Source organism: Nocardia asiatica NBRC 100129 (assembly GCF_000308415.1).
GTDB classification, from domain to species: Bacteria; Actinomycetota; Actinomycetes; order Mycobacteriales; family Mycobacteriaceae; genus Nocardia; species Nocardia asiatica.
Window position 1 is genome coordinate 21474 of record NZ_BAFS01000124.1, and the last position, 26758, is coordinate 48231.

Sequence of the window (26758 nt, forward strand, 5' to 3'; positions counted from 1 at the left end):
GCCCCTCAGAGCTGCGACTGCACCTGCGCGGAGATCAGCTCGAGGTGGGCGAGATCGCCGAGGTCCAGCATTTGCAGGTAGATGCGGCCGGTGCCGATCTCGGCGTATCGGCCGATCTTGTCCACCACCTCGGCGGGCGAACCGGCCAGGCCGTTGGCCTTCAGCTCGTCCACCTCGCGCCCGATGGCCGCGGCTCGGCGCGCCACTTCGGCGTCGTTGGCGCCCACGCAGGCCACCAGCGCGTTGGAGTAGACCAGGTCGTCGGCCGGGCGGCCGTAGGCCTCCGCGGCGGCGCGCACCCGGCCGAACTGCCGCGCGCTGTCCTCGATCGAGGAGAACGGCATGTTGAACTCGCTCGCGTACTGCGCGGCCAGCCGCGGCGTGCGGGTGGCGCCCTGCCCGCCGATCAGCACGGGTATCGGGTCCTGCACCGGTTTGGGCAGGGCCGGGGAATCGGTGAGCCGGTAGTGCTTGCCGTCGTAGCTGAAGGTGTCCCCGGGTTTGGTGGCCCAGAGCCCGGTGATGACGGCCAGTTGCTCTTCCAACCGGGAGAACTTGTCGGCGGGGAACGGGATGCCGTACGCGGCGTGCTCCTCGGCGAACCAGCCGCTACCCAGTCCGAATTCCACGCGTCCGCCCGACATCTGGTCCACCTGGGCCACCTGGATCGCCAGCGGGCCGGGAAGCCGGAAGGTGGCGGCGGTGACCAGGGTGCCCAGGCGGATCCGCTTCGTCTCCCTGGCCAGTCCGGCGAGGGTGATCCAGGCGTCGGTCGGGCCGGGCAGCCCGTCGGCGCCGCCCATGCTCAGGTAGTGGTCGCTGCGGAAGAACGCGTCGAATCCCAAGTCCTCGGTGGCCTTGGCGACGGTGAGCAGGGTGTCGTAGCTCGCGCCCTGCTGCGGCTCGGTGAAGATGCGTAGTTCCATGTCTTCCGACCCTAGCCGCTGTGCGGGGGCTCGGATCGCCCCTCGTCGTAGGTGCGGGCGATGAGCGCCGCGCGCAGTCGGTAGAGCACCGACGGAAGGGCGGTGTCCAGGCCGGTGAGGCGGCCGATCCGCTTGAGGCGATGGTCGACGGTGTTCGGATGCAGGTACATCGTCCGGGAGGTGCGCCTGCGGTTGAAGTCGTTGCGAACGTGCTCGCGCAGGGTCTCCAGCAGCTCGGGATGGTCCTCCAGCGGGTCGAGCAGGGCGGCCAGCCGGTCGCGGCCCGGACCCGGCCGGGTGAGCTGGTATTCGAGGGCCAGGTCGTCGAAGCGGTACAGGCCCGGTGGGCGGTGCAGGCGCCGGACCATGTCGAGCAGTTCGTGCGCCTGGTCGGCAGTCGCGGGAATGCGGTCCGGTTCGGCGGTTGTGGCGGCAGCGGTGAGCGGGGCGGGCACCGCCGCGGCCAGTGCGGCGACCAAGTCGTCGAGTTCGTCCTCGGCCACCACCGACACCGGCACCAGGACCGTTCCGCCGATCGCGCTGAGCAGGGTCGGCACGTGCCTGCCGCAGTGCACGGCGAGGCAGATCTGCATGCGCTCCCGGATGGCGTGTCCGTCCCCGGGGCGCCGGCCCGGATGCCGGTCGATCGCTCGGTCGAGCGCGAGGGCGAGCACGGTGTATCGGTCGGCGACCGGAATGCCGTGCTCCAGATAGACCTTCCCGGGATGGTGGCCTCTGAGCAGCGCGACGGCGGCGGCGTGCGAAGCCGTCTGTTCGGCGGCGGGCGCGACGGACCGGTAGGCGAGCGAGACCGTCGCGGTGACCGCGTGCAGCGCGTCGAAGAGCCCGCGGATGTCGTCGTGCCGCACGGCAGGCGATTGCCGCAGGTGAGCGTCGAGATAGAGGCGGAATCCCTCGTGCACCAGACGCTGGACGGTGTCCATCGCGACTCCGACGCCGGCCCACCGGGCAGCGGCCTCGAAAATGCGAGCCGTGCGGTCCGGCGGCTCCGGGCCGCCGGAAGCGACCAGGTCGACACAGTTCGCTACGGTGTCGCGGATCTCCTCGCGCAGGAGATTCCCGCTCGTCACGTGCCGCCGGGGAATGATGTCCAGCAGGTGCCGCACGATGTGTTCGGTGGCCGGGACGAGATCGGCGGAGCGCGCGGTCGGCACGCCGCCCCCCTCAGCGGCCGCGCCCGCCGCCGACCATGCGTAGGTCGAGCGTGCGGTCGCGGTTCGGATGCCGGACCACGGGCGTGCATTGCGTCGTCGCAAACATGTCGGTACTTTCCCGTCCAGTCGGCCGCTCGCGTTCGGAAGTATTTGCCGCAGAGGAGCTTTCGATCCACCGGTAACATCGCACGAGTCGCGGTCCTTGAAATGTAGCCGGGTCGGCGCGGCTGGTCACTGCACGTGCCGACGAAGTGACCGACGGCTGGGTTGTCGCCGACGACAAGTCCGCGAGCACGAGATCTGCCACCGAATGGGAAGGAGATTCGAGTGCACGAGGTACCGATCGTCGCGATGGGGGTGTCCGGGTCGGGAAAGACGACGGTGGGCACCCGCCTGGCCGCCGTGCTCGGCGTCGACTACGCCGAAGGCGACGATTTCCATCCGGCCGCGAACGTCAGCAAGATGGCGGCCGGGACGCCGCTGGAGGACGCCGATCGCGAACCCTGGCTGGACGCCTTGGCCGCATGGCTCGCCGCGCGTTCGGGCCGGGGAGCCGTCCTCACCTGCTCCGCCCTGAAGCGGAGCTATCGCGACCGGCTGCGCGCGTCAGCTCCCGACGCGTTCTTCCTGCACCTGCGGCTGTCGCGCGGCGAGCTCGAGCGCCGCCTGGCCGCCCGCCGCGGGCACTTCATGCCGCCGAGCCTGCTCGAGTCGCAGCTGGCCACCCTGGAGCCGCTGGATTCCGACGAGTACGGCAGCACCGTCGACGCGACCCCACCACCGGAGGACGTGGTCCGGGCCGCCGTGGCGGCGCTGCCGCGGTGAGGTCCGGCTCGCGGGCAGGGGCAACTCCCACTACTAGTCCGTCAACACCCGATACCGATCAACCGGCAGCCTCGACACAGCGGACAGTGCACCACCGAGGCACTCCGAACACCCCGTTCGATCGCTTGGGAGACAGAACCTAGCAGCGTTCGTACTGACGCACGTAGGGCTGCGACTCCGGTAAGACGTTGTACCCGGATGTCTGGCAGCCGCCGACCACGACCTCGAAAAAGGGGCCGTAGGAGTAGACGGGGCCGTTGGGTGTGTGAATCGTGTAGTCGACCGCCGCGCCGTAGCCAGCCAGGTAGGGAAGGTGCAGATCGGCGAGTTGTTTGGTCTGCGCGGCGCTGAATTCCGCACCCACGGGAGGGAACACGGTGACGCCCAGTGTGCGGCCTTCGGAGGGCGGGTCGTAGACCGACACCCGAACGAAGAACGGGATGGGTTGATCGGTCAGGAACCACTGCCACAGGTCGAGTTCATCATTGGACGGGAAGCGAGGGGTGGGCTCTTGGTGGGGGGTGACGCGATCATGGGGCCATGGATACGACCCGGGGCGCCGTTCCGAGTGATTGGTGAACCCGCGTTCCCGCTCATGAACGGTGGATACGGTCCAATGGTTGGAGGCCAGTTCGGGGAAGTCCCGGATGATTCGGCGCATCGCCGCGGTGGCGCGGTGAGGTTCGGCTTCGGAGCCCGCTCGGACGTCGATGGCGTTGGTAATGCGGCTCGCGTCGCCGCCGCGCGAGGACCAGTGCACTTCGGTGCCGGCGGCCCATAGTCGTGCCCAGGTGTCTGCGGCGTTCGCTTCAGTGCTCACGTCACGGCCGAAAAGCCAATACGCGGAATAGGAGTCCGCCATCCGGTCGATGGTGACCTCTGTCGGGTCGCCTTGGAAACGCCGCGGAAGCTGTTGAGCGCCCACGGCACTCACCACAGACGCAGCCTCGGCCGGTGTGGCGTCGTCCCTGAGCCGCACGTCGAGTTTGGCGTTGAAATGTTTGCCCTTGTAGTGCTCGAACCGGTGTGACGCGTCGGTCACCCCCGGAAGGGCCCGGATGGCAGTCTCGATCTTGCGTGACCAGCTGTCACGCTCGGCCCGGTCGCGTCCTTGTTCGAAATAGCCATATCCGATCAGCAGGCCCGCGGTACCTGCGATCGCCACAGCCAGCACGACTGCCAATCCCGCTATTGCTGCCAGCAGCGGCACTACGCGTTCGCGCAAGATGGCGCGCTGGACACGCGCCGACAGCCGCCGATCGGGGTGCTGGGAGGTCCCTCGCTTCGGTGTGTCCGGATCGAAGCGGCCGGGGTCAACGACCTTGCGGCCGGTGCGTTCGGCATCCATCGGACCTCCTCACGGCGCCTTCGTGTTCGTCTGAAACCTATGCAGACCACCAGTTCCGGCGCTTTGCCTCATCGTTCCACAGCGTAGTCGGCCGCGAACTGCGACCCACCGCACGCGAGCGTTGCTCGATACCGACTTGCGGAGCCGGGTTGAACAACCGATCGCACGGCCGACTCGAGTGGGCTTGATGGCCTGGACGAATTGCCATATTCGTTGAAGGGCGTGTTTGCTGCGATCCGGGTTACCGCGAGAGGCAAGGCAATCCTGCGGGGGCGGACTCAATCGGGGGACATGACCTAGAGGCCGCCGAGTCCGGAGAGGGCTTCGAAGGCCAGATCGAGACCGCGCCACAGCGCGTCGATCTCGGCGGCGACCACGGGCGCCTGGGCCGGATCTCGCAGGGCCAATCCGTTGCCGAAGATGAGGACGTTGGCGCCGGCGTCGGCCAGGCGCAGCAGCGGACCGGTCGCGACGCCCGGGCCGAGCGCCGCGTCCAAGCCCTCGCCGAGGAAGTAGAAGCGCCACAGCGGCCCGAGGTCGCCGCCGTAGACCGCCTTGGTCCGCTCGACGATCAGCGCACCCTGCTGGGCGATCGCGTCGACGATGCGGAAATAGTCGGCCGCGTTGGCGGCGGTGCTGCCGACCGCCGCGACGGAATACGCCAGGTCGACGGTCAGATGCGCGTTGTAACCGGCCATCGCGACCCGTGCGGGGGACAGTTCGCAGCGGCGGCTCAGGCCGAAGTAGTGCGCCCAGTGCGGCTCGGTGGGCGCGCCGGTGAATTCGGCGTGCACCGCGCGCAGGAATCGCGACAGCAGCTCGAGACTGATCCGATGCGCCCATTCCGGGTCGTCGAACGCCGCCGGGTCGCGCTGCAGCGGCAGCACGGCGGCTCGTTCGACCGCGTCCAGCCCCAGCCCGAACACGCCGCGCAGGTCGCGGTGGCGGACCAAGATCTCGGTGATCCGCCGGTGCCGGTCGACGGCCTGCTCCAGCCGGCGCAGCGACGAACCGGTCAGCGCGCCGATGTCGGACAGCTCCGTGATCGTGATTTTCTCGGCCGTGGTCAACGGTGTGTCGCAGGGCGTGGTGGAAGCGGTCGCCGCCCCGGAGGGGATCACGGCGAGGAACACCGCGACGACCAGCGTCAGCGCCGAGAGAAGGGGCCGCGCGGGCGTGGTCCGAACGAGGATGGCTGCCATGCTGGCTCCGGAGGTAGTGGGATCGCGTTACCGCTGTGGCCGACGTGGATGCGTCCGGCGAAGTGCCACTGCCGTGGGTAAGACATTGACACAGTGTGGGATTCGAGCCTAACCGAGCCGATCACCCGCCGCAGCGCGGCACTGGCGGTCAGCGTGTGGCGAAGCAGGAGCCGGACGGCGCGCCGGGCAGGCACACTTCGGCGATGGCGGAGACCAGCAGCCACGCCCCGACCGCCAGCGAACCGACGGCGATCGTGCCGAACACCAGAACCCACAGCAGGCCGGGCAGGCGGGTGAGCCGGGCGAGCTGATCGGCGTCGGAGTCGACGTCGTGGTAGCGGGCGCGCTGCTGCCGGGAACGGCCTCTTTGCAACTCGATCACCGGACGTGTCCCGGCGAACAGCAGGAACCACGCGCCCAGATACGCGAAACCCGCTTGCAGCGTGTCGGTTCCGAACCAGGAGACGACGAAGACGACCGCGCCGAGACCGAGCACGGTGATGGCGCCGTAGATATTCCTGATCTTGATCATCAGCGCGGCGAGCAGGGCGATGGCGGTCCAGAGCATGAGGGTGATCCGGCTCGCGCCGAGCAGGGCGGCGAACCCGAGACCGAGCAGCGCCGGTGCGGGGTAACCCGCCATCGTGGTGAGGATCATCCCGAGCCCGTAGGGTTTCCCGCTCGACACCGTGAGTCCCGAAGTGTCCGAATGCAATCGAATACTGTTGAGCTTGCGGCCGGTGAGCAGCGCGACCACTGCGTGGCCGCCTTCGTGCGCGATGGTGACGATATTCCGGGTGAACCGCCAGATCGGGGTGTAACCCACCAGCACGAGCGCCGCCACCGCGGCCGCCGCCACCAGCCACCACGGCGGTTGCGCCTGAGTCGTCGTCAGCCGGTCGGCGATGGAAGCGCCCCGCTCGAAGAATTCCGCTCTGTCCACCGCCGCACCTTAACCGCCCGCCGCCGCCCGCGCTCGTGGCCCGCGTTCCCGCCCCCGGCACTCGATGCGACGGCGGCGCCTCGCCCTCAGCTCTTGTGCAGGGTTCCTGCGATATCGCCTAAAACGCCGGAGAGGCGGTAGGACACCGAGCCATCCGACTGCAAGGTGACGGTCGACGTAGAGCCATTGTCGAAGCAGGTGGGGGAGCCGCCGGAGAGTCGCGCGACAAAGGACAGTTCGGTTTCGGTGGCGCCCGTGAGCGTCTCCGCCCGCTCACAGCGCTCACCACGCCGCTTGCCGGTGTTCGAGGACTGCGCGACTTCTTCGCCGACTGTGCCGTCCCGGATGGTCAGCACGATGTCGAACGACGCGAGGATATCGCTGGCGACGCCTTTCCACTCGCCGACGAAAGCCTCCGGCACACTCGTGGCGGAAGGATTGTCGCTGGTCGTACTTACGTCGTCGGCCTGCGTGGCGACAGCCGTCGAAGGGTCGCCGTTGCTCTGGGTGGTCGGGGCCACCGCGTCGTTCGAATTGTCGTTTCGCAACTGCGCGCCGACCACGAAGGCCGCTACGGCGACTGCGACGCAGACGACGAGGGCGCCTGCGATGAGCAGGGCGCGACCGGGGCGGCGCGGTGATGATGCAGCGGCGGGGACCGCACCGAACGCGGGCGCACTATGGTGCGCGGATGGGTAGGTCTGATGCCCGATGAACTGGGGAGACGCCTGCGGCGAGCCCGGATGCCGCATCTGCGTGGGCGCCGATCGGCCGGGGTCTCCGTGCAGGTTCGCGGGTGCGGCGGGGCGGACCATCGTGTCGGCGGTGCGCGCCGGATCAGGGCGCGGGGGGCCATCCAGACGGTGGAACGGGCCGGAGTCCAAGTTCAGCAGCTCGACCGCGCGGCGAGTGACCTCCTCGACCACCGGCGCGGGCAACCACCCGCCGCGATCGGGGATGCCGAGTGCGGTGAGCTGGGTGAGCAGCTGGTCCGGGGTGGGGCGGGCCGCGGCGTCCTTGGCCAGGCAGGCCGCCACCAGCGGGCGCAGTCGTTGCGGCACATCGTCGAGCCGCGGCTCCTCGTACACCACCCGCCACAGCATCTGCACCGCGTCGCCGACGCCGAACGGTCCGTGGCCGGTCGCGGCGAACACGAGCACGCCGCCCAGGGCGAAGACGTCCACGGGCGGGCCGGCCGGATCGCCGGTCACCTGCTCCGGGCACATGAATCCCGGTGAGCCGATGACCTTTCCGGTGGTGGTGAGCTTGCTGTCGTCGACAGCGCGGGCGATGCCGAAATCGATCACCTTGGGACCGTCGAGGGCCAGCAGGACATTGGACGGCTTGAGGTCGCGATGCACCACCCCCGCTCCATGGACCGCCGCCAATGCGTCGATCAGGCCGTGCGCGAGCACGAGCAGCGCGTTCTCCGTGAACGGCCCGTACCGGTCGACGGCGTCGGCGAGAGAGAAACCGGCCACGTAACCGGTGGCCAGCCACGGCGGATCGGCGTCCACGTCGGCGTCGAGCACCGGTGCGGTGAATTGTCCGCCGACTCGGCGCGCAGCGGCCACCTCGCGCCGGAAGCGCTGGCGGAACTCGGCGTCGATCATGTCCGGACGGATGACCTTGACCGCGACGGTGCGCCCGCCCGCGTTCCGTCCGAGATAGACCCGGCCCATGCCGCCCGCGCCGAGCACGCCGAGCAGCCGGTAGTCACCGATCCGCGCCGGATCGTTCGTGCCGAGCGGTTGCATCGCGCAGCTGGCTCCCTTCGAATGCGTCGAACCTCCGAGCGGCTACTCATCGCGGGCGCCCGTGTCCGGGCAGCCTATTGCCCGCTACCGCGCCATGCTCGGCGCGGGTGCCGGCTGCTCTCGCCGCGCCCGTCTGGCCAGCAGATACGCCGCGGCTGCCGCGGGAATGTTCATCAATACGCCGTACACCGCGCCGGGAACGGCCATGGTCTCGTTGTGCAGCACCGACGCGGCCACGGCGATCGCCAGCGCCGCGTTGTGCACGCCGATCTCCATGGCCGAGGCGATCGCCTGACCGGTCTCCACCCGCAAGAGCCTGGGCAGGAAGTAGCCGGTGGCCAGACTGAGCACGGCGAACGACAGGCAGATCGAGGCCAGCTTCCCGATGTGCTCGGTCAGCGTGTCCAGATTGGCGCCCACCCCGGCCGCGATCACCAGCGCCAATACCACGACGGAAAGGATCTTCACCGCGCCGCGCATCCGGCGCGACCACTCCGGGAACCGCGAGTGCACCACCATGCCGAGCGCGACCGGCACGAGCACGATGGCGAACACCTGCGCGAACTTCTCCGGCCGCAGGCCGACCGAGGCTTCGTCCTCCAGGAACAAGGCGTAGGACAGCGCCACCACCACCGGCATCGTGAACACCGCGAGCACCGAATTGATCGCGGTGAGCGTGATGTTCAGCGCCACATTGCCTCCGGCGATGTGACTGAACAGGTTCGCCGACGCTCCGCCCGGCGACGCCGCGAGCAGCAGCATGCCCGCGGCCAGCGCGCCTTCGAGTCCGAACAGGTAGACCAAGCCCAGGCACAGCGCGGGGAGCAGGAGCATCTGGCATGCCAGCGCGATCACCGCAGCTTTCGGATAGCGCAGCACCCGGGCGAAATCCGCGGGGGTCAAGGTCAGCCCGAGCCCGAACATCACCAAGGCCAGTGCCAGCGGCAGCAGCACCGCGAAAACCGTTGCGCCCATGGGGTCTCCTCTCCGCCGAGCGGCCGGACCGGCCGATCCCGGGGGACCGACGTTATCGACTCGCGGCGCGGGTGGCCAGTCCGGCTCAGACGGTGACGGTCACACCCCTGGCCGCCGACTCCCGTGCCTTCGTCAGCAGGCGCAGGGTGGTGACGGCGTCGCGCGGGTCGACGGGAACGGGCGCCCCGTCGAGTAGCGCGGCGGCCATAGCGGAGTAGAACGCGGGGTAGGCTCCGGGCGCGGTGGGCACGGGGGCGAAGTCGGGTTCCGCGCCCAGCACGCCCCAGCGCTCGGCATCAACTTTGCCCCAGGGGGTTCCGTCGTCCGGGCGGCGACCGCACCGCAACGCCGCCTCCTGCGGGTCCAGGCCATAGGTGACATACGCGGCGCGGGATCCCAGTACCCGGAAACGTGGTCCGAGCTGGGGGGCGACGGCGCTCATCCAGAGATGGGAGCGCACACCGCCGGAATGGGTGAGCGCGACGAACGCGTCGTCGTCGGTGGTGATGTTCTCCCGTCGCCGGTCCAGCTCGCAATACACCGAAGCCACCGGGCCGAACAAACTCACGGCTTGGTCCACCAGGTGACTGCCGAGATCGAGCAGGATGCCCGCGCCTTCCTCGTCCGTGCCGACTTCCCGCCAGCCGCCTTTCGGCACCGGGCGCCAGCGCTCGAAGCGGGACTCGAAACGCCGCACGCGGCCCAGCTTTCCGGTCTCGACCAGATCGCGCAAGGTCCGGAAGTCGCCGTCCCAGCGCCGGTTCTGGAAGACCGACAGCGCCAGGCCGGAGCGCTGCGCGCGGGCCAGGAGGTCCTCGGCGTCGTCCACCGAGACCGCGAACGGCTTGTCGACCACCACGGGCAGACCGGCCGCGAGCGCCTGCCTGGCCAGCGGCGCGTGCGTGTGGTTCGGTGTCGCGATCACGGCCAGGTCTATTCCGGCCGGTGCGGCGAACAGCTCCTCGGCATGCGATACCACACGCACGCCCGGATGCTCGGCGCGAGCACGCTCGGCGCGTTCCCGCGAGGAGGTCACCACGGCCGCCACCCGCATCCGAGGCTGCGCGGCGATCAGCGGAGCGTGGAAGACCGATCCGGCCAAGCCGTAGCCGAGCACGGCGACTTCGAGGATGCTCATGCCCCGACGCTACCGCCGCCGGGCACGACAGCCGGGATCGCCGGGTCCGCACTGGTGGGCCGTCAGCGCGGCACGAGTTCCGCAACCTGTCGCATCCGGACCGAAGTGCGCCGACGGCACGAGAACTTCGCCGCGAATCGTCGACCGGCGGGGAGGCGTACTCGGGGCAGGTGGACAGTGCGCAATTCGCCGAGCGAAGGGCGGGGCCGGGGCCGCCTCGGTCGGCTGTCGAGGCGAACGTCAGAGGGAAACGACCCGACTCGGTGGCTCGGGAGTGTGCGCGACTACCTGCCCGTCACGATCCGAGCGTGGGCCGCACGGCCGCGCGGCGGCGAAGTCGCCACTGCTGTTTGCCCAGCGCTGTGGCAGTGGGGTCGCACTGCTGTTGCTCAGCGCTGTGTGGCGGTGGGTTCCCCCGTTGTCCCCTCAGCGCCGCGGTGCGGCCGAGTACTCCTGTTCGGGGCGTCCGGTACTGCCGTAGCGCAGGCCCATGCGGGCCGCCCCGTCGGCCACGAGCGCGGCCAGATAGCGTTGCGCGGTGGCGCGGGAGACGCCGATGGCGCTCGCCACCTCACCGGCGGACAGTGCGACTCCGGCGTCGAGAATCGCTTGCAGGACCAGGTCTTTGGTCGGGGAGGACACCGTCGGCGCCGGACTCGCGGTGGCGGCGGGACGCAACGCGTGCAGCGCGGCGGACACCCGGGCGTTGTCCACCTGCGGCGCCGCGAGAATGCGCCGGTAGCGGGCGTAGGCGGCCAGCCGGGCGGCCAGTTCGGTGTGCGGGAACGGCTTGACGAGGTAGGCCACCGCGCCCGCCGCGACGGCGGCCCGCACGGCGTCGCTGTCGGTCGAGGCGGTGAGCATCATCGCGTCGCAGCGGATCTCCCGCACGAAATCGATCCCGGAGCCGTCCGGCAAGTAGACGTCCACCAGCGCCAGGTCGATCGGTTCCGCCGCGACGAGTTCCCGCGCGGCCGCGAGGGTGTTCGCGGTGCCCGCCACCGTGAAACCCGGGATTGACGCCACGATCCCGGCGTGCAGGTTCGCCACTCGGAAGTCGTCGTCGACCACCAGCACGGTCAGGGACGGCGCGGCCATGACTCCTCGCTTTCCACGAGCACGCCGGGGAGGCGGGCGATGAATTCCGCGCCGGTGAGCGGCGGCTCGCCACCGCCGGGGCTGGACAGGCGCACGTCGCCGCCGTGGGCGCGGGCGATCTGGCGGATGAGGGCGAGGCCCACCCCGCGCCCACCGGGGACACCGCGGTCGTCACGGGTGGAGATCCCCTCGGTGAACAACGTGTCCACGAGGTCGGGGGCGACCCCGTCGCCGCTGTCGGCGACGGCGATGTGCAAAGTCGACTCCTCCTGCACCAGTTCGACTTCCACTTGCCGCACCGGCCGGTCCTCGGCGCGGACGGCCTCCATGGCGTTGTCCAGCAGGTTGCCGAGCACGGTCGTCACGTCCACCGGGTCGGTCAGTTCGCTCTCGACCCAGGTGTTGGGCCCGAGTACGAGCTCGACGCCGTTCTCCCTGGCGTGCGCGGCCTTGGCGGCGAGAAATGCCTGCAGATACGCGTCGTGGATGGCATCGATGCCCGGTGTCGCCGGACCGAGCGGACCGGCTCCGATCAGCTCGTCGACCGAGCGCGCCGCCTCCTCCACCCGCCCGCTGTGCAGCAGGCCGCTGATCAGGTGCATCTTGTTGGAGAACTCGTGGCGTTGGGCACGCAGCACGGTGCTCATCGACTGCACCGCGTCCAGCTGCCGGGTCAGCGATTCCACGTCGGTGCGATCGCGCACCGTGAGCACCGCGCCGAGATCGCGCCCGTCGCGGCTGACTCGGCGCGCCGACACGATGACGATGTTCGCGCCGACCGTCGCCGAGACGGGTTGCCCGTCGAGTTCGCGGAACACCTCCAGCACCCGCGGCGTCAGCCCCACTTCGTCCACCGGGCGTCCGATGTCCGGCGCGACGCCGAGCAGCCTGCGCGCTTCGTCGCTGACGAAGGTGGTGCGCCAGGACGCGTCGACCGCGAGCACGCCGCCGCCGATGCCGTGCAGCACCGCGGCCTGGCTGCGGACCAGTTCGGCCAGCTCGCCCGGCTCCAGCCCGAGCGTAAGCCCGCGCCACCGGCGGGCCAGCAGGGCCGATCCGGCGACGCCGATCAGCAGCGCCACCGCGACCAGCCCGCCCGCGGTGCGCAGATCGGCGAGCAGCTGGTCGTGCACCGCGTCGGTGGCGATGCCGACGCTGACCGCGCCGACCACCCGGTCGGAATCGGGGGCCAGAACCGGTACCTTCGCGCGCACCGAGTCGCCGAGGGTGCCGCGTTCCTCGGTGATCGACTCGCGGCCCGCCAGCGCCTCGGAGGGGTCGGTGCTCACATGCTCGGCGAGCCGGGCCGCGTCCGGATGCGCGAGGCGGACGCCGGCGTCATCGGTGATCACGACGAACAGCGCGTCGTTGCGCCGCGTCGCGTCCACCGCGAGCCGCTCGAGCGGGCCCGCGGCCAGGTCCTCGCGCACGCCGGGATCGTCGGCGACCACGCCGGGCGCGTATCCGGCCACCTCGGCGCGCACCACCGGATCGGCGGCGACGGTGCGCGCGACCGCGAGCGCGCGCTGGCCGTAGGCCGCGCGCAGCCGCTGGTCACTGAGGTATCCGAACACCGCGAACGCGACGCCGAGCGTCAGCGCGACGACCAGGATCTGCGACAGCAGAACCTGGGTCCGCAATCGCACGGGCCGCGCGCCCTCAGTGGCCATGGGCGCAGCATAGGCGCAGATCACCGCGCTCGGGGAAGGTGAGCAGAATGCGCAGAACCTGCGAATCCCGCGTTTCTGGCGGTTGTGCGCACAAGCTCCGACGTGTGACCGGGGACACGTACGTTCGCCGTACCCGATCTCGCAGGAGTAGGAAGCAATGACGCAATCACTCATCGAGCTGCGGAGCGCGACCAAGCGCTTCCCCGGCACCGGCGGCGGCATCCACACCGCCGTGCGCAATCTGAACCTCACGGTGGGCTCCGGCGAATTCGTCGCCGTCGTCGGCCCGACCGGATGCGGCAAGTCCACCACGTTGTCGCTGGTCTCCGGGCTGGAACCGGCATCGGCGGGCCGGACGCTGGTGCGCGGCAAAGACGTCGAAGGCATTCCGGACGGCATCGGCTACATGTTCCAGCAGGACGCGGTGCTGCCGTGGAAGAGCGTGCTGGACAACGTCGCGCTCGGCCCGCGCCTGCGCGGCGCGTCGAAAGCGGAGGCGCGCGCGAAGGCGTCGGGATGGGTGCGCACGGTGGGTCTGGCCGGCTTCGAGAGCTACTACCCCCACCAGCTGTCCGGCGGCATGCGCAAGCGCGTGGCGCTGGCGCAGACGCTGGTCAACGAGCCGGAGATCCTGCTGATGGACGAGCCGTTCAGCGCGCTGGACGTGCAGACCCGTCAGCTCATGCAGGACGAGCTGCTGCGGGTCTGGGCGGGTACCAACGCGGCGGTCGTCTTCGTCACCCACGACCTGGAGGAGGCGATCGTGCTCGCCGACCGGGTGGTCGTCATGACCGCGAGCCCGGCCACCGTGTGCGGGGACTTCACGGTCGGCTTGGCCCGGCCGCGCAGCGTCGAGGAGGTGCGGCTGACCACCGAGTTCCGCGACATCTACCAGGAGATCTGGGAAACGCTGCGCGACCAGGTCGAGGCGGCCCGAGCGAAGGGAGCCTCCCGTGTCGCATGACGTGCTGGCGCCGGGCGCCGTCGCCACGCCCGTAGTGGAGAACGAGACCGAAGAGCAGATCCTGGCCAGGGTCCGGACTGCCGCGCGCCGCGCCCGGATGCGTACCTGGGGGCTGCGCGCCGCGCTGGTAGCGCTATGGCTGGGCGCCTGGGAACTCACGGCCACGGTGTGGATCGACCCCTTCTTCTACTCCAAGCCGTCGCTGATCTGGGCGCGGTTGGTCGAATGGTTCACCGAGGGAACCCAGTTCGGCTCGATCTGGCTGCAGATCTACACCACGGTGCAGGAGGCCGTGCTCGGCTTCGTGATCGGCACGGTGGCCGGCGTCGTGCTGGGCGTGCTGCTCGGTCGCAGCCGGTACTGGGCCGAAGTGCTCGCGCCGTTCATCAAGGCGCTCAACGCCGTGCCGCGCATCGTGCTGGCCTCGCTGTTCATCATCTGGTTCGGTCTCGGTCTGAGCTCGAAGGTCGCCACGGTGGTGGTGCTGGTGTTCTTCGCGGTGTTCTTCAACGCCTTCACCGGTGCGCGCGAGGTCGACGGCAATGTGATGAACAACGCCCGCATTCTCGGGGCGAGCCGCAGGCAAGTGCTGGTGTCGATCGTCCTGCCGAGCGCGACCACCTGGATCCTGTCCAGTCTGCACACCGCCTTCGGCTTCGCGCTCATCGGCGCGGTCGTGGGCGAATACGCGGGCGCCAGCAAGGGTTTGGGCCTGTTGATCAGCAACGCGCAGGGCACCTTCGATTCGGCGGGCATCTACGCGGGCATGATCGTCATCACCGTGATCGCGTTGATCGCCGAGTGGGGGATCGGCATGGCGGAGAACCGCTTGCTCAAATGGCGGCCTTCGCAGGCGACATCGAACCACGGGATCTGATCATGAGGTATCGCAAGCATGTGGCCCTGGTGGCCGTCGCGATCGCGGCACTGCTGACGGCCACCGGATGCCGGGACTCCCGCACCATCCCGATGGTCGACGGCCGCCCGCAGATCACCATCATGGTGGGCGGGCTGGAGAAGGTGATCTACCTGCCCGCCATGTTGACCCAGCAACTCGGCTTCTTCGAGCGCAACGACATCGACGTGCGACTGCTCGGCGAGCAGTCCGGCGCCACCGCCGAGACCGCGTTGCTCACCGGCGACGTGCAGGGTGTGGTCGGGTTCTACGACCACACCATCGACCTGCAGGCCAAGGACCAGTGCATTCGGTCGGTGGTGCAGATGTCCGATGTGCCGGGCGAGGTCGAGCTGGTGTCGGAAGCGGAGCCGGGCATCGCCACGATCGCCGATCTGCGCGGCAAGAAGCTGGGCGTGACCTCGCTCGGCTCCTCGACCGACTTCCTGACCCAGGCGCTCACCGGCCAGGAGGGCATGACCACCGCCGATTACACCCGGGTGAAAGTCGGCGCCGGGCAGACGTTCATCGCGGGCATGAATCACGGCGGCATCGACGCGGGCATGACCACCGATCCGACCGTGGCGCAGATGGTGAACTCCGGCCAGGCGCGGATTCTGGTCGACCTGCGCACCGAGGCGGGCACCCGGGCGGCGCTCGGCGGACTGTACCCGGCCACGTCGCTGTACATGAACTGCGCGACGATCGACGCCCACCCGGACATCGTGCGCAAACTCGCCGCCGCGTTCGTGCAGACGCTGCAATGGATTCGGACGCACACGCCCGAGGAGATCGCCGCGAAGATGCCGCCGCAGTACGCGAGCGCGGGCAAGGACCTCTACGTCCAATCGATCCGCGATTCCATCGGCATGTTCAACGGCGACGGGTTGATGAAACCGGAAGGCGCACAGAACGTGCTGGACATCCTCGGCAAGTACTCGAAGAACGTGCGTCCCGTGCGTGATCGCATCGACCTGTCCGAGACCTACACCACGCAGTTCGTGGAGGAGGCGTTGCGCGCGCCGCGACAGTAGCGCGCGAGCCGTCGCGCGAGGCCCGAGCCGCTCGGAACCCAGAGGGTTTCGGGCGGTTCACCACGACCACCTACGGCTTCTCAGCTGTGGAGACACCGCACCATAAACCGACATGAGAGGTGTTCCCGACAGTTGTTGTACGCCATGGCGAACGAGGTGCGCGTGCATCATCTGATCGGGGTCGGCGGGCTGATGTGCTTCCTGCTGCTGGCATGGTTGCCCAGTTCCGACCGCCGCGCCGCGGGCCGTAGGCTGCCGCGGATAGCGGTTCTGCTGATCGTGCAGTTCGCGCTCGGTTTCCTGCTGCTGAGAACCGGCATCGGAGGCGGCGTGATCCGCGCGATCAGCGACACTTTCGACCACATACTCGGCTACGCGGCACAGGGCACGGCGTTCGTGTTCGGCGAGCTGCCGACCGTGGGCAGCAGCGGGCCCGCGTTCCTTTTCGCGGTCCTGATGCCGATCGTGCTCGTCTCCGCGCTGATCGGCATCCTGCAACACCTGCGGGTGCTGCCGTTGATCATCAAGTACCTCGGGTTGCTGCTGTCGTGGGTGAGCGGCTTCGGCAAGGTCGAATCGTTCAACGCCGTCGCCGCCGTCATCCTCGGCCAGTCCGAGGTGTTCATCTCGCTGCGGGCCATGCTCGACGACATCCCGCCGCAGCGGATGTACACCCTCGCCGCCTCGGCGATGTCGACGGTGTCGGCGGCCATCCTCGGCGTTTACATGCAGCTCATCGACCCCGAGTTCGTGATCGCGGCGATCCTGCTGAACATGCTCGGCGCGTTCGTGATCTGCGCGCTGATCAACCCCTACTCGGTCACGGCCGCCGACGACGCCGAACTGCTCCGGGAGGAGGTCGCCGAAAGCCGCAAGCGGCAGTCGTTCTTCGAGATGCTCACCGACTACATCCTGGTCGGCTTCAAGGTCGCCTTCACCGTGGCGGCCCTGCTGATCGGTTTCATCGCCCTGCTGGCCATGGTGAACGGAATCTTCGCCGCCGTGTTCAACGGCACCACCTTCCAGGACGTGATGGGGCACGTCTTCGCGCCCTGCGCGTGGCTGACCGGCATCCCCTGGGACGAGGCGGCCGCCGCGGGCCGTTTCATGGGCACCAAGCTGGTGTCCAACGAGGTGGTCGCCATGCAGGAACTCAACAGCGACCGAGCCGGGCTGTCCGAGCGCACCATCGCGATCGTGTCCACCTACTTGGTGTCGTTCGCGAACTTCGCCACCATCGCCATCGTGACCGGCGCCGTCCGCAGTCTCAGCGTGCGACAGGGCACCGTCATCGCTCGCAACGGACTTCGCCTGCTCTACGGCGCGACCTTGGTCAGCTTCCTGTCCGCCACCATCGTCGGCCTCCTCACCTAGTCCCGACGGCCGCCACTGGGTGTTCTCCTCGCCGGTGGCGTGACAGACCGGCTCGCGCTGCGCAAGCCGGGCACCAGCTACTCGGTGTACACCTGCAGATACCGCATCTGGCATTCCTTCGGGTACTGGCACCGTCGCAGTTTCGCCTGCGGTACCAAGGAGCCGTCCACCATGTCGTACATCGGGACGTACGCTCGCTCGTACGAGCCGGCGAACGTGACGAATCGAAATGGCTTTCCCCCGTCGTCTATCGTCACCGAGCGGCCGTCCGCGAACCCGACGTCCACCACGAATCTGCAGTCACATTCTCGCGCTCGGACCTCTATCTCGAATGCCAGCGTCTCGTTCAGCGCGAGGGTAACCGCATGTGTTTTCATGTAGTCGAGCTCGGTGAATCGGCCGAACTCGTCCAGCGCCTTCGCCTCGGCGACATCACCGGAGTCCAAGTCGAATCCCATCGTCAGTGCTTCGGTCGCGCCCTGCGAAAAGAACGGGACAATCGTCCCTGATGGCGGTCGGTGTCTCTCCGTGATCCTGGCGGTGATGCTGGAGATCTGGACCGGCGTGTAGTTCTGTCCGGTCAGCTTGTAGTGAAGCAAACCCTCGCTGTACCCCGCGGAGAATTTCGGTTCGCGCGAAGCCGTCATGGGTTGACCCAGTGGCACACCGTCGGGGACGAGACCCGCAATGGTCGATGCGTCCGCCGTGACACCCTCCAATTCGACGGCTCTCGGTGCAGCCAATGACGCGGGACCGCCGGGTGGGCCGCTCACGCCCTCCACCCGAACGGGAGCGGTGGCGCGGTCTCTTCCTTCGCGATCGGCGTCGAGGGCGTGCTGGGCGGATACGGCGCGATCCGGCAGCAGCAGGTAGATCGTGACGACTGCCGATACGGATATGACGATCAGCAGGGCCGTGCCGATCACGACAAGCGCTCTCCTGCGTTCGGTCCAGAAATTGTTCTGGACATTCTTCTCGCCGATTTGAATCGGTAGCTGATTTTTCACCGGAACCTCTGTCAGCGCTTCGCGTCAGCAGGCCGTGCGCGGCCCGTCGCAGAGTTGGCCGCAGTCAGTGGAACGTGTTGTTCTGCGTGTTGTTGTCGCCCAGCTGCACGCCCTTGGCGTGACGCAGGTCGATATGGTGACGAGCCCGTTCGGTGTCCGCGGTGGGCAATGCTTCCAGGAGCTGGGCGGCCAACGCCCGCAACTGGCTGTCGTCCACTCCTCCCGCGCGGATCACGGCGGCTTCCAATGCCGCGACGTCGCTGCCGGGCGAGGTTTCGTTGGCTTCCAACGCGGCCCTCGCCTGTGCGTCCGCACCGCTGCGGCCGACGCGGCGCCGGATGGCCCGATACGCGTCCCGCACCGTCTCCGACGCCGCTTCCTGTCCGCCTGCCGCCGCGCCCGCGATCAACGCGGTCACGATCACCGTGAACGGATCCACCCCGCCCCCTTCGTCGCACATCCGCCGAATGCGTTGTGCAGTAATGCTACGCAGAACGCCGCGTCGACAGGGGCGGTTCAGCGGAGTCGCCTCCGTGCTGTCGACCTCGATCGGAACAGCGCCGGGCCGGGTCCATGCCCTGCGCACCGCAGGGCCGGCGCCCGCCGCGTCCGCCTGTCCGGATCTGTGGGTCGCGTGTCCTTGCGGACTGGGCCCGGCGGCTCGAGACTGGGCTCATGCAGGCAAGCGGTGACGTGGTGGTCGCGGTATCGGACGGGGTGCTGATGCTCGACGTCGCCGGACCGGTGCAGGTGCTGCACTGGGCCGGGCGCCGGATTCGCTTCGCCTCGCCCGACGGAGCTCCGGTGCGCACCGATGTCGGCGTACCGCTCGGTGTCGATGGTGCGCTGGGCGAGCTGAGCGCACCAGTGGACCTGCTGCTGGTGCCGGGTTACCCGCCGGAGGACGACGTTGCGGCGGCGCTGGTGGACGCGGTGCGCGCGGTCGGCGGCGCGGCGCGGCGGGTCGCCTCGGTGTGCACCGGCGCGTTCGTGCTGGCCGAGGCCGGATTGCTGGACGGGCGGCGCGCCACCACGCATTGGCTGGCGTGTGCGGCGCTGGCGCAGCGGTTTCCGCGCGTGCGGGTCGACGCCGACGCCATCTATCTGCGCGACGGCCCGATCGTGACGTCCGCGGGCGTCACCGCGGGCATCGATATGGCGCTGGCGCTGGTGGAGGAGGAGCACGGCGCCGAACTCGCGCGCTCACTGGCGAAACACCTCGTCGTCTTCCTGCACCGGCCCGGCGGCCAGTCGCAGTTCAGCGTGCGCACCAGCATTCCGACGCCGCGCACCGACGGTCTGCGCCAGGTGGTCGACGCGGTGATCGCCGACCTGTGCGCCGACCACAGCCTGGCGGCCATGGCCGCCCGCGCCGCGCTGAGCGAACGTCATCTCAGCCGCCTGTTCCGGCAGGAGATCGGCATGACGCCGGGCCGTTACGTCAAGCAGGCCCGGCTGGAAGCCGCGCAGGCGCTGCTCGAATCCGGCGACGAACCGATGACGGCGGTCGCCCGGCGCAGCGGATTCGGCTCCGAGGAGACGATGCGCCGCACCTTCCTCGACCTGCTCGGCACCTCGCCGAGCGACTACCGCAGGCGCTTCCGCGCGCTCGCGCGCTGAGCGCACCCTTCACTCACCAGGAGTACGACCATGTCCATGTCTCGCCGTGCCGCGCTGGGCGCGGGCATCGCCGTCGGCGCGTTCGCTGCCGCTGCGAAAACGGCTGCCGCGCAGAACTTCACGCTGCATCATCCGCCGACTTCGCTGGCGGGCAGAGCGAACGACCTCGTCACCGCCGAACTCTCGCCGGCGCTGCGCAACCACAGCGTGCGGGGTTTCCTCTTCGGGCGGGCGATCGCCGAGCGGCAAGGCATGCGGCCCGGCGCGGACTACGACGAGGAGATCATGTATCTCATCTGCGTACTGCACGACCTCGGCTTGGCCGGCAGCGGAGGCGACGACCAGAGGTTCGAAGTCGACGGGGCCGATCGCGCCGCGCGATTCCTCGAGGACAACGGCGTCACCGACGCCAGGGTGGACACGATCTGGGACGCCATCGCCGCGCACACCTCCGGTTTCACCGACTCGCCGGTCTGGCGCCGCCGCAGGCCGCCGGAAACCTGGATCGCGGTGGACGGGATCGGCATCGATGTGGGCGGTTCCCCCGCCGATCTGCCGCTCGGCTTCGCCGACCTGGTGCACGCCGCGTATCCGCGATTCGGCGGCAGCCGTACGCTGGGCGCGGCGATCGAGGCCCAGGCTTTGGCGAACCCGCGCAAGGCGCCGCCGGGGAGCATGGCCAGTGTGCTCCTGCGCGATCGCCATCCCGAACTCCCGGCGCTCACCTGGGACGGGATCCTCGCGATGAGCGGCTGGGGCGACTGACGGCTCAGCCGCCGGCTTCCTCCGCGGCCCGCAGATCGGCCTTCCACTGCCGGAAGCCTTCCTCGGTGCGGCCGCGCCGCCAATATCCGGAGATCGAGGCCGCCCACTCGGCGGTGACGCCCCGGTCCTTGCGGACGTAGCGGCGCAGATCCTTCATGACCGCCTCGGCCTCGCCGTGGATGAACACTTGGACCCGGCCCGCCGCCCACGGCGCCGCGCGGACGGTTTCGGCGAGCAACTCGCCCGGGGGCCGGACGCCGCGGTGCAGCCAGGTCAGTTCGATGCCGTCCGGCTGCTTCAGCGGCAGCTCGTCGTCCGGGCCCGCGACTTCGACGAATGCCAGCCCGGTCGCTTCGGCGGGCATCGCCTCGAGCGCGGCGGCGATAGCGGGCAGGGCCGCTTCGTCACCGGCCAGTAGATGCCAGTCGGCGTCGGGGCGCGGGGCGTAGGCGCCGCCGGGGCCGTACACGTCGATGGTCGCGCCCGGCCGGACCTCCGCCGCCCACGGTCCCGCGATGCCTTCGGCGCCGTGGAACACGAAATCCACCGCGATCTCGCCGGCGACCGGGTCCACCGAACGGACGGTGTATGTACGCAGCACCTCGTTCCCGTCCTGCGCGAAAATGAACTTCACATACGAGTCGGTGAACTCGCTGGGACGGAACGCGGCGAAGCCGGGGCCGCCGAGGTGCACCCGGATCAGATGCGGGGTCAGCCATTCGGTGCGCTGCACGGTGAGGGTGGTGCGAGGACGTGCCAAGAGAACCTCCGATGAAGAAATTAGGATTACCTTACTCAGGCTACCGTGTTCGGCTCGAGCTGCGGACAACCGCTGACGGCGCGCCGCCCGGACGTGAAAATGACCACCATGACGCAGTCCGTGCCGACACCCGCCCACGCCGTGCAGCAGCGTTACCGCGACCCGCGGCCGGTCGAGCCCGCCCAGTGGAACCAAGTGCTGCAGGTGCTGCACGAACACCGCTCGGTGCGCCGCTACCTGCCGGACCCGGTGCCCGACGCCACTCTGCGGCTGCTGGTCTCCGCGGCGCAGTCCGCGCCGACGTCGTCGAATCTGCAGGTCTGGAGCGTCATCGCGGTGCGTGACCCGCGGCGCAAGGCGCGCTTGGCCGCGCTGGCGGGGGATCAGGCGCACATCGTGCAGGCGCCGGTGCTGCTGGTCTGGACGGCTGATTTCGCCCGCCTGCGCCAGCTCGCCGCGGACCGGAGCGCGCCGCTGGAGGGTGCGGACTATCTCGAGTCCAGCTACGTCGGATTCATCGACGCCGCGCTCGCCGCCCAGAACGCGGTCGTGGCGGCGGAATCGCTCGGGCTCGGCACCGTCTACATCGGTGCGCTGCGCAGCAATCCGGAAGAGGTCGCCGCCGAACTCGGGCTGCCGCCGCAGGTGTTCGCCGTCTTCGGCCTGGTGGTCGGCCACCCCGACCCCGCCGAGGACGCGCGCGTCAAGCCGCGCCTGCCGCAGGAAGCCGTCCTGCACCGGGAGACCTACGATCTGGACGCGCAGCGGGGACACGTGGCCGAGTACGAGACCCGGATCGCGGAATTCTATGCCGAGCGACAGCTCGCGCATTCCTGGACCGAGCGGGTGCTGGCCCGGCTGGCTTCGGCGGCGGCGCTGAACGGCAGGCACCGGCTGCGCGAGTCGCTGACCAACCACGGCTTCGGATTGCACTGAAGCGCCGCCTCAGGCCGCGACCTTCTCGGTGAGCAGTTCGAACGATCGGACTCGGTCATCGATGTCGTAAACCAAGGTGTTGATCATCAGCTCGTCGGCCTGGGTGCGGCGCAGCAGGTCGGTGAGTTGACCGCGCACCGTTTCCGGCGAGCCGAGCAACTGCCCGGCCCGGCGCTGCCGGATGAAGGCGCGCTCGTGCTCGGACGGGCGGAACCCGGCCGCTTCCTCCGGCGTGGCCAGCGCCCGCGGCGTGCCGCGCACCAGATTCAGGAAAGCCAGGTCGCGCGGACCGGCGAGGGCTTCGGCGCGCTCGTCGGTGTCCGCGCAGATCGCCGCGACCGCCACCATGGCGTGGGGGCGCGACAGCTGTTCGGACGGCCGGAAGTGCTCGCGGTAGAGCGCCAGCGCGGGCTCGGTGTTGTCGGGGCTGATGTGATGGGCGAAGGCGAACGGCAGCCCGAGCACCGCGGCCACCTGGGCGCTGTAGCCGCTGGAACCCAGCAGCCAGATCTCCGGTTCCTCGCCGCGGCCCGGCGTCGCGGCGATGCCGCCGGGATCGGACCCGCGGAAGTAGCCGAGCAGCGCGGCCAGCTCCTGGGGGAACGACTCCGCCGACAGACCGTCGGCGGTGCGCCGCAGCGCGCGGGCGGTCGCCTGGTCGGTGCCCGGCGCGCGTCCGATGCCCAGGTCGATCCGTCCGGGATGCAGCGCGTGCAGGGTGCCGAACTGCTCGGCGACCACGAGCGGAGCGTGGTTGGGCAGCATCACCCCGCCGGAGCCGACCCGGATGGTGGAGGTGGCCGCGGCCAGGTGGGCCAGCAGCACGCTCGGCGCCGAACTCGCGATGCCGGGCATGTTGTGATGTTCGGCCACCCAGAAGCGGTGATAGCCCAAAGCCTCGGTGCGCCGGGCCAATTCGGTGGTCGCGTCCAGCCCCTCGCCGACGGTGCGACCGGACTGCACCGGCGCCAGATCCAGTACGGACAGCGGGACGTCGATCATGGGTCTCCTCCAGGGTGCGGATCTCCAGTCCCAACGCCGGGCGTTCCCGGTCTATTTCGCCGGCCGCCTCAGCCGCGCGCGATCGCGCGGAACACCTCGATGGTCTCCTGCTCGTCCTGGGTGGTCCCGTGGTCGCTGAGTTTGACGATGACGGTGCCACTGGGCGGATCGACGTAGACGTACTGGCCGTAGACGCCGACCGCGGTGAGGTCGGCGCCGTCCCCGCCGGTCGGGTGCCACCATTGCGCGCCATAGGGCCAGTCGCCCACCCGGTGCGGGGCCGGGGTGCGGATGCGCTCGATCCACTGGGGCGGCACGATCTGCGCGTCGCCCACGCGTCCGCCGTCCAGCACCAACTGCCCGATCTTGGCGAAGTCGCGTGCCGTCGCGTTGAGGCAGCAGAAGGCCTTCTCCTGGCCGCCCGCGCGATCGAGGTTCCACAGCGCGTCGTCCTGAGCGCCGATCGGAGCCCAGAGGTCGCGTTCCAGCAGATCCCCGAGCGGCAGGCCCTCGATTCTCGCCAGCGCCATGCCGAGCAGTTGGGTATCCACGCTGCGGTACTCGCCCGCGCTGCCCGGCGGGAACCGCAGTCCTTGGTGGTCGCGGACGAATCCGGCGAGGTCCTCGGTGAGGTACATCCGGGCGGTGCCGGTCAGCGGCAGGTACTTGTTGTAGTTCTCCGAGACGTCGACGCCGGAGGCCATGTCCAGCAGGTCGCGGATGGTGACGGTGTCGTAGGCGCCGCCGGTGGTCAACTCGGGCAGGACGCGCACCAGGCGGTCGTCCTCGGCGAGTTTTCCCGCGGCGACGGCTCGGCCGATCAGCAGCGACACGATGGATTTCGCCACCGACCACGACGATTGACGGGTCGTCGCCGTGAAGCCGTCGCGGTACCACTCGTGGGTGAGGGCGCCGCCGCGCAGTACGAGGAACGAATTGGTGCGCGTGGCGTCGAGGAAGTCGGCGATCGAGCGGCGCGATCCGCGCCACGGCACCTGCTCGGGCAGCGGCCGCGGCGCGATCGGCAGGGTACGGGGGGTGGGCGAGGCGGCCACCGTCCGGCTCTCGAACAGTGCGCCCTGCGCGGAGGGCGGGTCGGTCATCAGCCGCAGCAGCGTCGGCGGCGACGGTATGCGCAGCACCGGCGTGGTGACGAAAGCCGCGCCGACCAGGGCGGCGACGACAGCGAGCAGGGCGAGGACGGCACGCAGCGCGGGGCGGACGGTTGGGATGCGCCGGTGCGGCGGTTCGGTCATGACGGGAGCCGATCGGTAGGGGACCCGATGATGGCATGTCCGGCACCGGTCCGGTAGAGCCGGAGGGCTTCGGCGGTCGGCCCCGAGACGCCGCGCACGGGCGGGGCGGTAGCGTGACGACTCGATCGAGGCCGGCCGTGCGATGATCCGACGTCGTGTGCCCGGCGCACCGGCCGGCGACCGGCGTCGCCGCCCATCGAGGGGAAGGACCGCAGTATGACAGCCTCCGACCGTCACGTTCCGGACGCCGGACCGTCGGCACCGGCGGACAGCGGCGACTCGGAAGGCTATGCCCGCAGCCTGAGCCCGCGCACCATCCAGATGATCGCCATCGGCGGCGCGATCGGCACCGGCCTGTTCTACGGCGCGGGCGGCGCGATCGAGCAAGCGGGCCCCGGCCTCATCCTGGCCTACCTGGCGGCGGGCCTGGCCATCTTCGTGATCATGCGGGCGCTCGGCGAACTGCTGACCTACCGGCCGATCTCGGGTAGTTTCGCCGAGTACGCGCACGAATTCCTCGGCCGCTTCGCCGGTTTCGTGACCGGCTGGTCGTACTGGGCGGTGTGGGTGACCACCTGCATGGCCGAGATCACCGTGGCGGGCAAGTACGTGCAGTACTGGTTCGACATCCCGCCGTGGATCACCGCGCTGGTCGTGCTGGCGGTGATGTTCGGCGCCAACCTGATCTCGGTGCGGTTGTTCGGCGAGGGTGAGTTCTGGTTCTCCGCCATCAAGGTGACCGCGATCATCGGCATGATCCTGCTCGGCATCGGCGTGCTGCTGATCGGCTTCGGCAACGCCCCGAATCCCACCGTCACCAACCTGTGGGCCGACGGGGGCGTGTTCCCCAACGGCCTCGGTCAATCGCTGCTCGTGCTGCAGATCGTGCTGTTCGCCTACGTGGGCGTGGAATTGGTCGGCGTCACCGCCGGGGAGGCGCGTGAGCCGCGCAAGACCCTGCGCAAGGCGATCAACACGCTGCCGTTCCGGATCGGCCTGTTCTACGTCGGCGCGCTCGTGGTGATCATGTCGGTGTCCAGTTGGCGCGACTTCCACGCGGGCAAGAGCCCGTTCGTGGAGGTCTTCCAGCAGATCGGCATCCCCGGCGCGGCGGGCATCGTGAACTTCGTGCTGCTCACCGCGGCGCTGTCGTCGTGCAATTCCGGTATCTACTCCACCGGCCGGATGCTGCGCACCCTGTCGCTGCGCGGCGAAGCGCCCGCCCGGCTGAACCAGCTGAGCGCGAACGCGGTGCCGTGGGTGGGGATCAGCGCCTCGGCGGCGGCGATGGTGATCGGCGTGGTCGTCAACGTCATCTCCCCGGACAAGGCCTTCGCCTACATCACCTCGGTCTCGACCATCGGCATCATCTTCGTCTGGGGCGTCATCCTGGTCTGTCACCTGCTCTACCGCGCCAAGGTCGCCCGCGGCGAGCTCCCCGCCAGCGACTACCGGCTGCCCGCCGCGCCCTACACCACCGTGCTCGCGCTGGCGTTCCTCGGCCTCGTGGTCGTGCTCCTGCTGTTCACCGACAGCGGGCGCACGGCCGTCGTGGTCGGCGTGGTGTGGGCGGTCCTGGTGTCGGCCGGGTACCTCACGCTGAACAAACTCGGCAGGCCCGCCGAGACGGCCGAACCCGTGCACACCAGCTGACGGGCGGTTACCGCTGGGCGGCGAGGAAGAGCGCGGCCGCGCCGATCGCCTCCACCGCGCCGTAGAACCAGGTGGGGTAGAAGGCTGTCCGCTCGTCGAGCACCGCGGACACCACCCGGCCGAGGGCCATGCCCGCCAGCGCCGCGCCGATCGCGACCATGATCCCGCCGCGCAGGGAACCGAGGTCGAGGGCGGCCACCGCGAGCACGACGGCCATCGCCACACCGAAACCGCCGTAGACGGCGCGCACTTCGTATCGGGCGCTCGGTTCCGCGAGTCGGATGCCGAAAGGCCTGATCAGCGCGACGGGCGACGCGAGCGCGTACGCACCCATGCCGAGAAAGAACACGCCGACTATTGCGCATACGACCTGTGCCACTACGACCTCCGAGATCCGGTTCGGTTGGAAAGCCAAGCTTGCGCCGGATCCGGTAG

25 protein-coding genes are annotated in these 26758 nt (G+C 69.6%); 9 read left to right on the top strand and 16 right to left on the bottom strand.

All coding sequences use genetic code 11. The features are described from left to right. Window positions 1-5 precede the first annotated feature (5 nt). Both ON27_RS11550 and ON27_RS11555 read right to left on the bottom strand, forming a co-directional pair. Window positions 6-926 (bottom strand): LLM class F420-dependent oxidoreductase, encoded by a 921-nt coding sequence (locus tag ON27_RS11550; protein ID WP_043724226.1) that lies wholly within the window; start codon window positions 924-926, stop codon window positions 6-8. Window positions 927-937: 11 nt separating this feature from the next. Further along, window positions 938-2101, bottom strand: a complete 1164-nt coding sequence (locus ON27_RS11555) for a PucR family transcriptional regulator (protein ID WP_051046447.1) — start codon at window positions 2099-2101, stop codon at window positions 938-940. 351 nt (window positions 2102-2452) lie between these two features. On the opposite strand from ON27_RS11555, the gene ON27_RS11560 reads away from it, so the two are divergent. Next, window positions 2453-2926: a gluconokinase gene (locus tag ON27_RS11560; RefSeq protein ID WP_043724355.1), complete on the top strand. Its 474-nt coding sequence runs from the start codon at window positions 2453-2455 to the stop codon at window positions 2924-2926. Between the two features lie 139 nt (window positions 2927-3065). Here the strand turns inward: ON27_RS11560 and ON27_RS11565 are convergent, their stop codons facing one another. The 8 genes from ON27_RS11565 to ON27_RS11600 all read right to left on the bottom strand — a co-directional run bounded on the left by ON27_RS11565 (window position 3066) and on the right by ON27_RS11600 (window position 13057). Next, complete coding sequence (locus tag ON27_RS11565) at window positions 3066-4274, bottom strand: hypothetical protein (protein WP_043724229.1); 1209 nt, start codon at window positions 4272-4274, stop codon at window positions 3066-3068. A gap of 296 nt (window positions 4275-4570) precedes the next feature. After that, window positions 4571-5476: a DUF5995 family protein gene (locus ON27_RS11570; protein ID WP_043724232.1), complete on the bottom strand. Its 906-nt coding sequence runs from the start codon at window positions 5474-5476 to the stop codon at window positions 4571-4573. 148 nt (window positions 5477-5624) lie between these two features. Then, a complete protein-coding gene (locus ON27_RS11575) occupies window positions 5625-6419 on the bottom strand; it encodes a M50 family metallopeptidase (protein ID WP_063711305.1) in 795 nt (264 codons plus the stop codon). Window positions 6420-6505: 86 nt separating this feature from the next. After that, on the bottom strand, window positions 6506-8176 hold the full coding sequence (locus tag ON27_RS11580) for a serine/threonine-protein kinase (RefSeq protein WP_043724243.1): 1671 nt from the start codon (window positions 8174-8176) through the stop codon (window positions 6506-6508). A gap of 84 nt (window positions 8177-8260) precedes the next feature. Beyond that, a complete protein-coding gene (locus tag ON27_RS11585) occupies window positions 8261-9151 on the bottom strand; it encodes a bile acid:sodium symporter family protein (RefSeq protein ID WP_043724246.1) in 891 nt (296 codons plus the stop codon). Window positions 9152-9236: 85 nt separating this feature from the next. Next, a complete protein-coding gene (locus tag ON27_RS11590; protein WP_043724250.1) occupies window positions 9237-10289 on the bottom strand; it encodes a Gfo/Idh/MocA family protein in 1053 nt (350 codons plus the stop codon). Window positions 10290-10715: 426 nt separating this feature from the next. After that, a complete protein-coding gene (locus ON27_RS11595; RefSeq protein ID WP_043724252.1) occupies window positions 10716-11387 on the bottom strand; it encodes a response regulator transcription factor in 672 nt (223 codons plus the stop codon). Next, window positions 11369-13057 carry an ATP-binding protein gene (locus ON27_RS11600; protein ID WP_174377836.1) on the bottom strand — a complete coding sequence of 563 codons (1689 nt, stop codon included), beginning with the start codon at window positions 13055-13057 and terminating at the stop codon, window positions 11369-11371. Before ON27_RS11600 ends, ON27_RS11595 begins: the two co-directional genes overlap by 19 nt. Before the next feature lie 157 nt (window positions 13058-13214). On the opposite strand from ON27_RS11600, the gene ON27_RS11605 reads away from it, so the two are divergent. The 4 genes from ON27_RS11605 to ON27_RS11620 all read left to right on the top strand — a co-directional run bounded on the left by ON27_RS11605 (window position 13215) and on the right by ON27_RS11620 (window position 17324). Further along, the gene (locus ON27_RS11605) at window positions 13215-14021 is read left to right on the top strand and encodes an ABC transporter ATP-binding protein (protein ID WP_043724255.1); all 807 of its coding nucleotides are present in this window, start codon (window positions 13215-13217) and stop codon (window positions 14019-14021) included. Then, the gene (locus ON27_RS11610; RefSeq protein ID WP_083887514.1) at window positions 14011-14898 is read left to right on the top strand and encodes an ABC transporter permease; all 888 of its coding nucleotides are present in this window, start codon (window positions 14011-14013) and stop codon (window positions 14896-14898) included. Before ON27_RS11605 ends, ON27_RS11610 begins: the two co-directional genes overlap by 11 nt. A gap of 2 nt (window positions 14899-14900) precedes the next feature. Continuing rightward, the gene (locus ON27_RS11615) at window positions 14901-15950 is read left to right on the top strand and encodes an ABC transporter substrate-binding protein (protein ID WP_043724364.1); all 1050 of its coding nucleotides are present in this window, start codon (window positions 14901-14903) and stop codon (window positions 15948-15950) included. A 162-nt stretch (window positions 15951-16112) separates the two neighbouring features. After that, a complete protein-coding gene (locus ON27_RS11620) occupies window positions 16113-17324 on the top strand; it encodes a NupC/NupG family nucleoside CNT transporter (RefSeq protein WP_043724367.1) in 1212 nt (403 codons plus the stop codon). A 77-nt stretch (window positions 17325-17401) separates the two neighbouring features. Here the strand turns inward: ON27_RS11620 and ON27_RS11625 are convergent, their stop codons facing one another. Beyond that, entirely contained in the window at window positions 17402-17971 is a 570-nt protein-coding gene (locus ON27_RS11625) for a hypothetical protein (protein WP_157227162.1), read from the bottom strand. A 424-nt stretch (window positions 17972-18395) separates the two neighbouring features. After that, a complete protein-coding gene (locus ON27_RS11630; RefSeq protein WP_043724370.1) occupies window positions 18396-18770 on the bottom strand; it encodes a Het-E N-terminal domain-containing protein in 375 nt (124 codons plus the stop codon). 236 nt (window positions 18771-19006) lie between these two features. Between ON27_RS11630 and ON27_RS11635 the strand changes: the two genes are divergently transcribed. Together ON27_RS11635 and ON27_RS11640 are read left to right on the top strand one after the other, a co-directional pair. Continuing rightward, a complete protein-coding gene (locus ON27_RS11635) occupies window positions 19007-19951 on the top strand; it encodes a GlxA family transcriptional regulator (protein WP_043724261.1) in 945 nt (314 codons plus the stop codon). A 30-nt stretch (window positions 19952-19981) separates the two neighbouring features. Next, window positions 19982-20716 (top strand): HD domain-containing protein, encoded by a 735-nt coding sequence (locus tag ON27_RS11640; protein ID WP_043724266.1) that lies wholly within the window; start codon window positions 19982-19984, stop codon window positions 20714-20716. 4 nt (window positions 20717-20720) lie between these two features. Here ON27_RS11640 and ON27_RS11645 read toward each other — a convergent pair whose 3' ends face one another. Continuing rightward, window positions 20721-21476, bottom strand: coding sequence for a siderophore-interacting protein (locus ON27_RS11645; RefSeq protein ID WP_043724270.1), 756 nt, complete (start codon window positions 21474-21476; stop codon window positions 20721-20723). Between the two features lie 108 nt (window positions 21477-21584). On the opposite strand from ON27_RS11645, the gene ON27_RS11650 reads away from it, so the two are divergent. Further along, entirely contained in the window at window positions 21585-22412 is an 828-nt protein-coding gene (locus ON27_RS11650; protein WP_043724372.1) for an NADPH-dependent oxidoreductase, read from the top strand. A gap of 9 nt (window positions 22413-22421) precedes the next feature. Here the strand turns inward: ON27_RS11650 and ON27_RS11655 are convergent, their stop codons facing one another. Then, window positions 22422-23414, bottom strand: coding sequence for an LLM class flavin-dependent oxidoreductase (locus ON27_RS11655; RefSeq protein WP_043724274.1), 993 nt, complete (start codon window positions 23412-23414; stop codon window positions 22422-22424). A gap of 68 nt (window positions 23415-23482) precedes the next feature. Next, the gene (locus tag ON27_RS11660; protein WP_051046449.1) at window positions 23483-24670 is read right to left on the bottom strand and encodes a serine hydrolase domain-containing protein; all 1188 of its coding nucleotides are present in this window, start codon (window positions 24668-24670) and stop codon (window positions 23483-23485) included. Between the two features lie 216 nt (window positions 24671-24886). Between ON27_RS11660 and ON27_RS11665 the strand changes: the two genes are divergently transcribed. After that, window positions 24887-26323: an amino acid permease gene (locus ON27_RS11665; protein ID WP_043724275.1), complete on the top strand. Its 1437-nt coding sequence runs from the start codon at window positions 24887-24889 to the stop codon at window positions 26321-26323. Between the two features lie 7 nt (window positions 26324-26330). Here ON27_RS11665 and ON27_RS11670 read toward each other — a convergent pair whose 3' ends face one another. Continuing rightward, window positions 26331-26702, bottom strand: coding sequence for a DUF4345 family protein (locus ON27_RS11670; protein WP_043724377.1), 372 nt, complete (start codon window positions 26700-26702; stop codon window positions 26331-26333). Window positions 26703-26758 lie beyond the last annotated feature (56 nt).

Coding starts and splice junctions, on each gene's coding strand:
- ON27_RS11550 (WP_043724226.1), bottom strand. CDS start 926: ATGGAACTACGCATCTTCACCGAGCCGCAGCAGGGCGCGAGCTACGAC.
- ON27_RS11560 (WP_043724355.1), top strand. CDS start 2,453: ATGGGGGTGTCCGGGTCGGGAAAGACGACGGTGGGCACCCGCCTGGCC.
- ON27_RS11565 (WP_043724229.1), bottom strand. CDS start 4,274: ATGGATGCCGAACGCACCGGCCGCAAGGTCGTTGACCCCGGCCGCTTC.
- ON27_RS11570 (WP_043724232.1), bottom strand. CDS start 5,476: ATGGCAGCCATCCTCGTTCGGACCACGCCCGCGCGGCCCCTTCTCTCG.
- ON27_RS11580 (WP_043724243.1), bottom strand. CDS start 8,176: ATGCAACCGCTCGGCACGAACGATCCGGCGCGGATCGGTGACTACCGG.
- ON27_RS11585 (WP_043724246.1), bottom strand. CDS start 9,151: ATGGGCGCAACGGTTTTCGCGGTGCTGCTGCCGCTGGCACTGGCCTTG.
- ON27_RS11590 (WP_043724250.1), bottom strand. CDS start 10,289: ATGAGCATCCTCGAAGTCGCCGTGCTCGGCTACGGCTTGGCCGGATCG.
- ON27_RS11595 (WP_043724252.1), bottom strand. CDS start 11,387: ATGGCCGCGCCGTCCCTGACCGTGCTGGTGGTCGACGACGACTTCCGA.
- ON27_RS11600 (WP_174377836.1), bottom strand. CDS start 13,057: ATGGCCACTGAGGGCGCGCGGCCCGTGCGATTGCGGACCCAGGTTCTG.
- ON27_RS11605 (WP_043724255.1), top strand. CDS start 13,215: ATGACGCAATCACTCATCGAGCTGCGGAGCGCGACCAAGCGCTTCCCC.
- ON27_RS11615 (WP_043724364.1), top strand. CDS start 14,901: ATGAGGTATCGCAAGCATGTGGCCCTGGTGGCCGTCGCGATCGCGGCA.
- ON27_RS11625 (WP_157227162.1), bottom strand. CDS start 17,971: ATGACGGCTTCGCGCGAACCGAAATTCTCCGCGGGGTACAGCGAGGGT.
- ON27_RS11635 (WP_043724261.1), top strand. CDS start 19,007: ATGCAGGCAAGCGGTGACGTGGTGGTCGCGGTATCGGACGGGGTGCTG.
- ON27_RS11640 (WP_043724266.1), top strand. CDS start 19,982: ATGTCCATGTCTCGCCGTGCCGCGCTGGGCGCGGGCATCGCCGTCGGC.
- ON27_RS11650 (WP_043724372.1), top strand. CDS start 21,585: ATGACGCAGTCCGTGCCGACACCCGCCCACGCCGTGCAGCAGCGTTAC.
- ON27_RS11655 (WP_043724274.1), bottom strand. CDS start 23,414: ATGATCGACGTCCCGCTGTCCGTACTGGATCTGGCGCCGGTGCAGTCC.
- ON27_RS11660 (WP_051046449.1), bottom strand. CDS start 24,670: ATGACCGAACCGCCGCACCGGCGCATCCCAACCGTCCGCCCCGCGCTG.
- ON27_RS11665 (WP_043724275.1), top strand. CDS start 24,887: ATGACAGCCTCCGACCGTCACGTTCCGGACGCCGGACCGTCGGCACCG.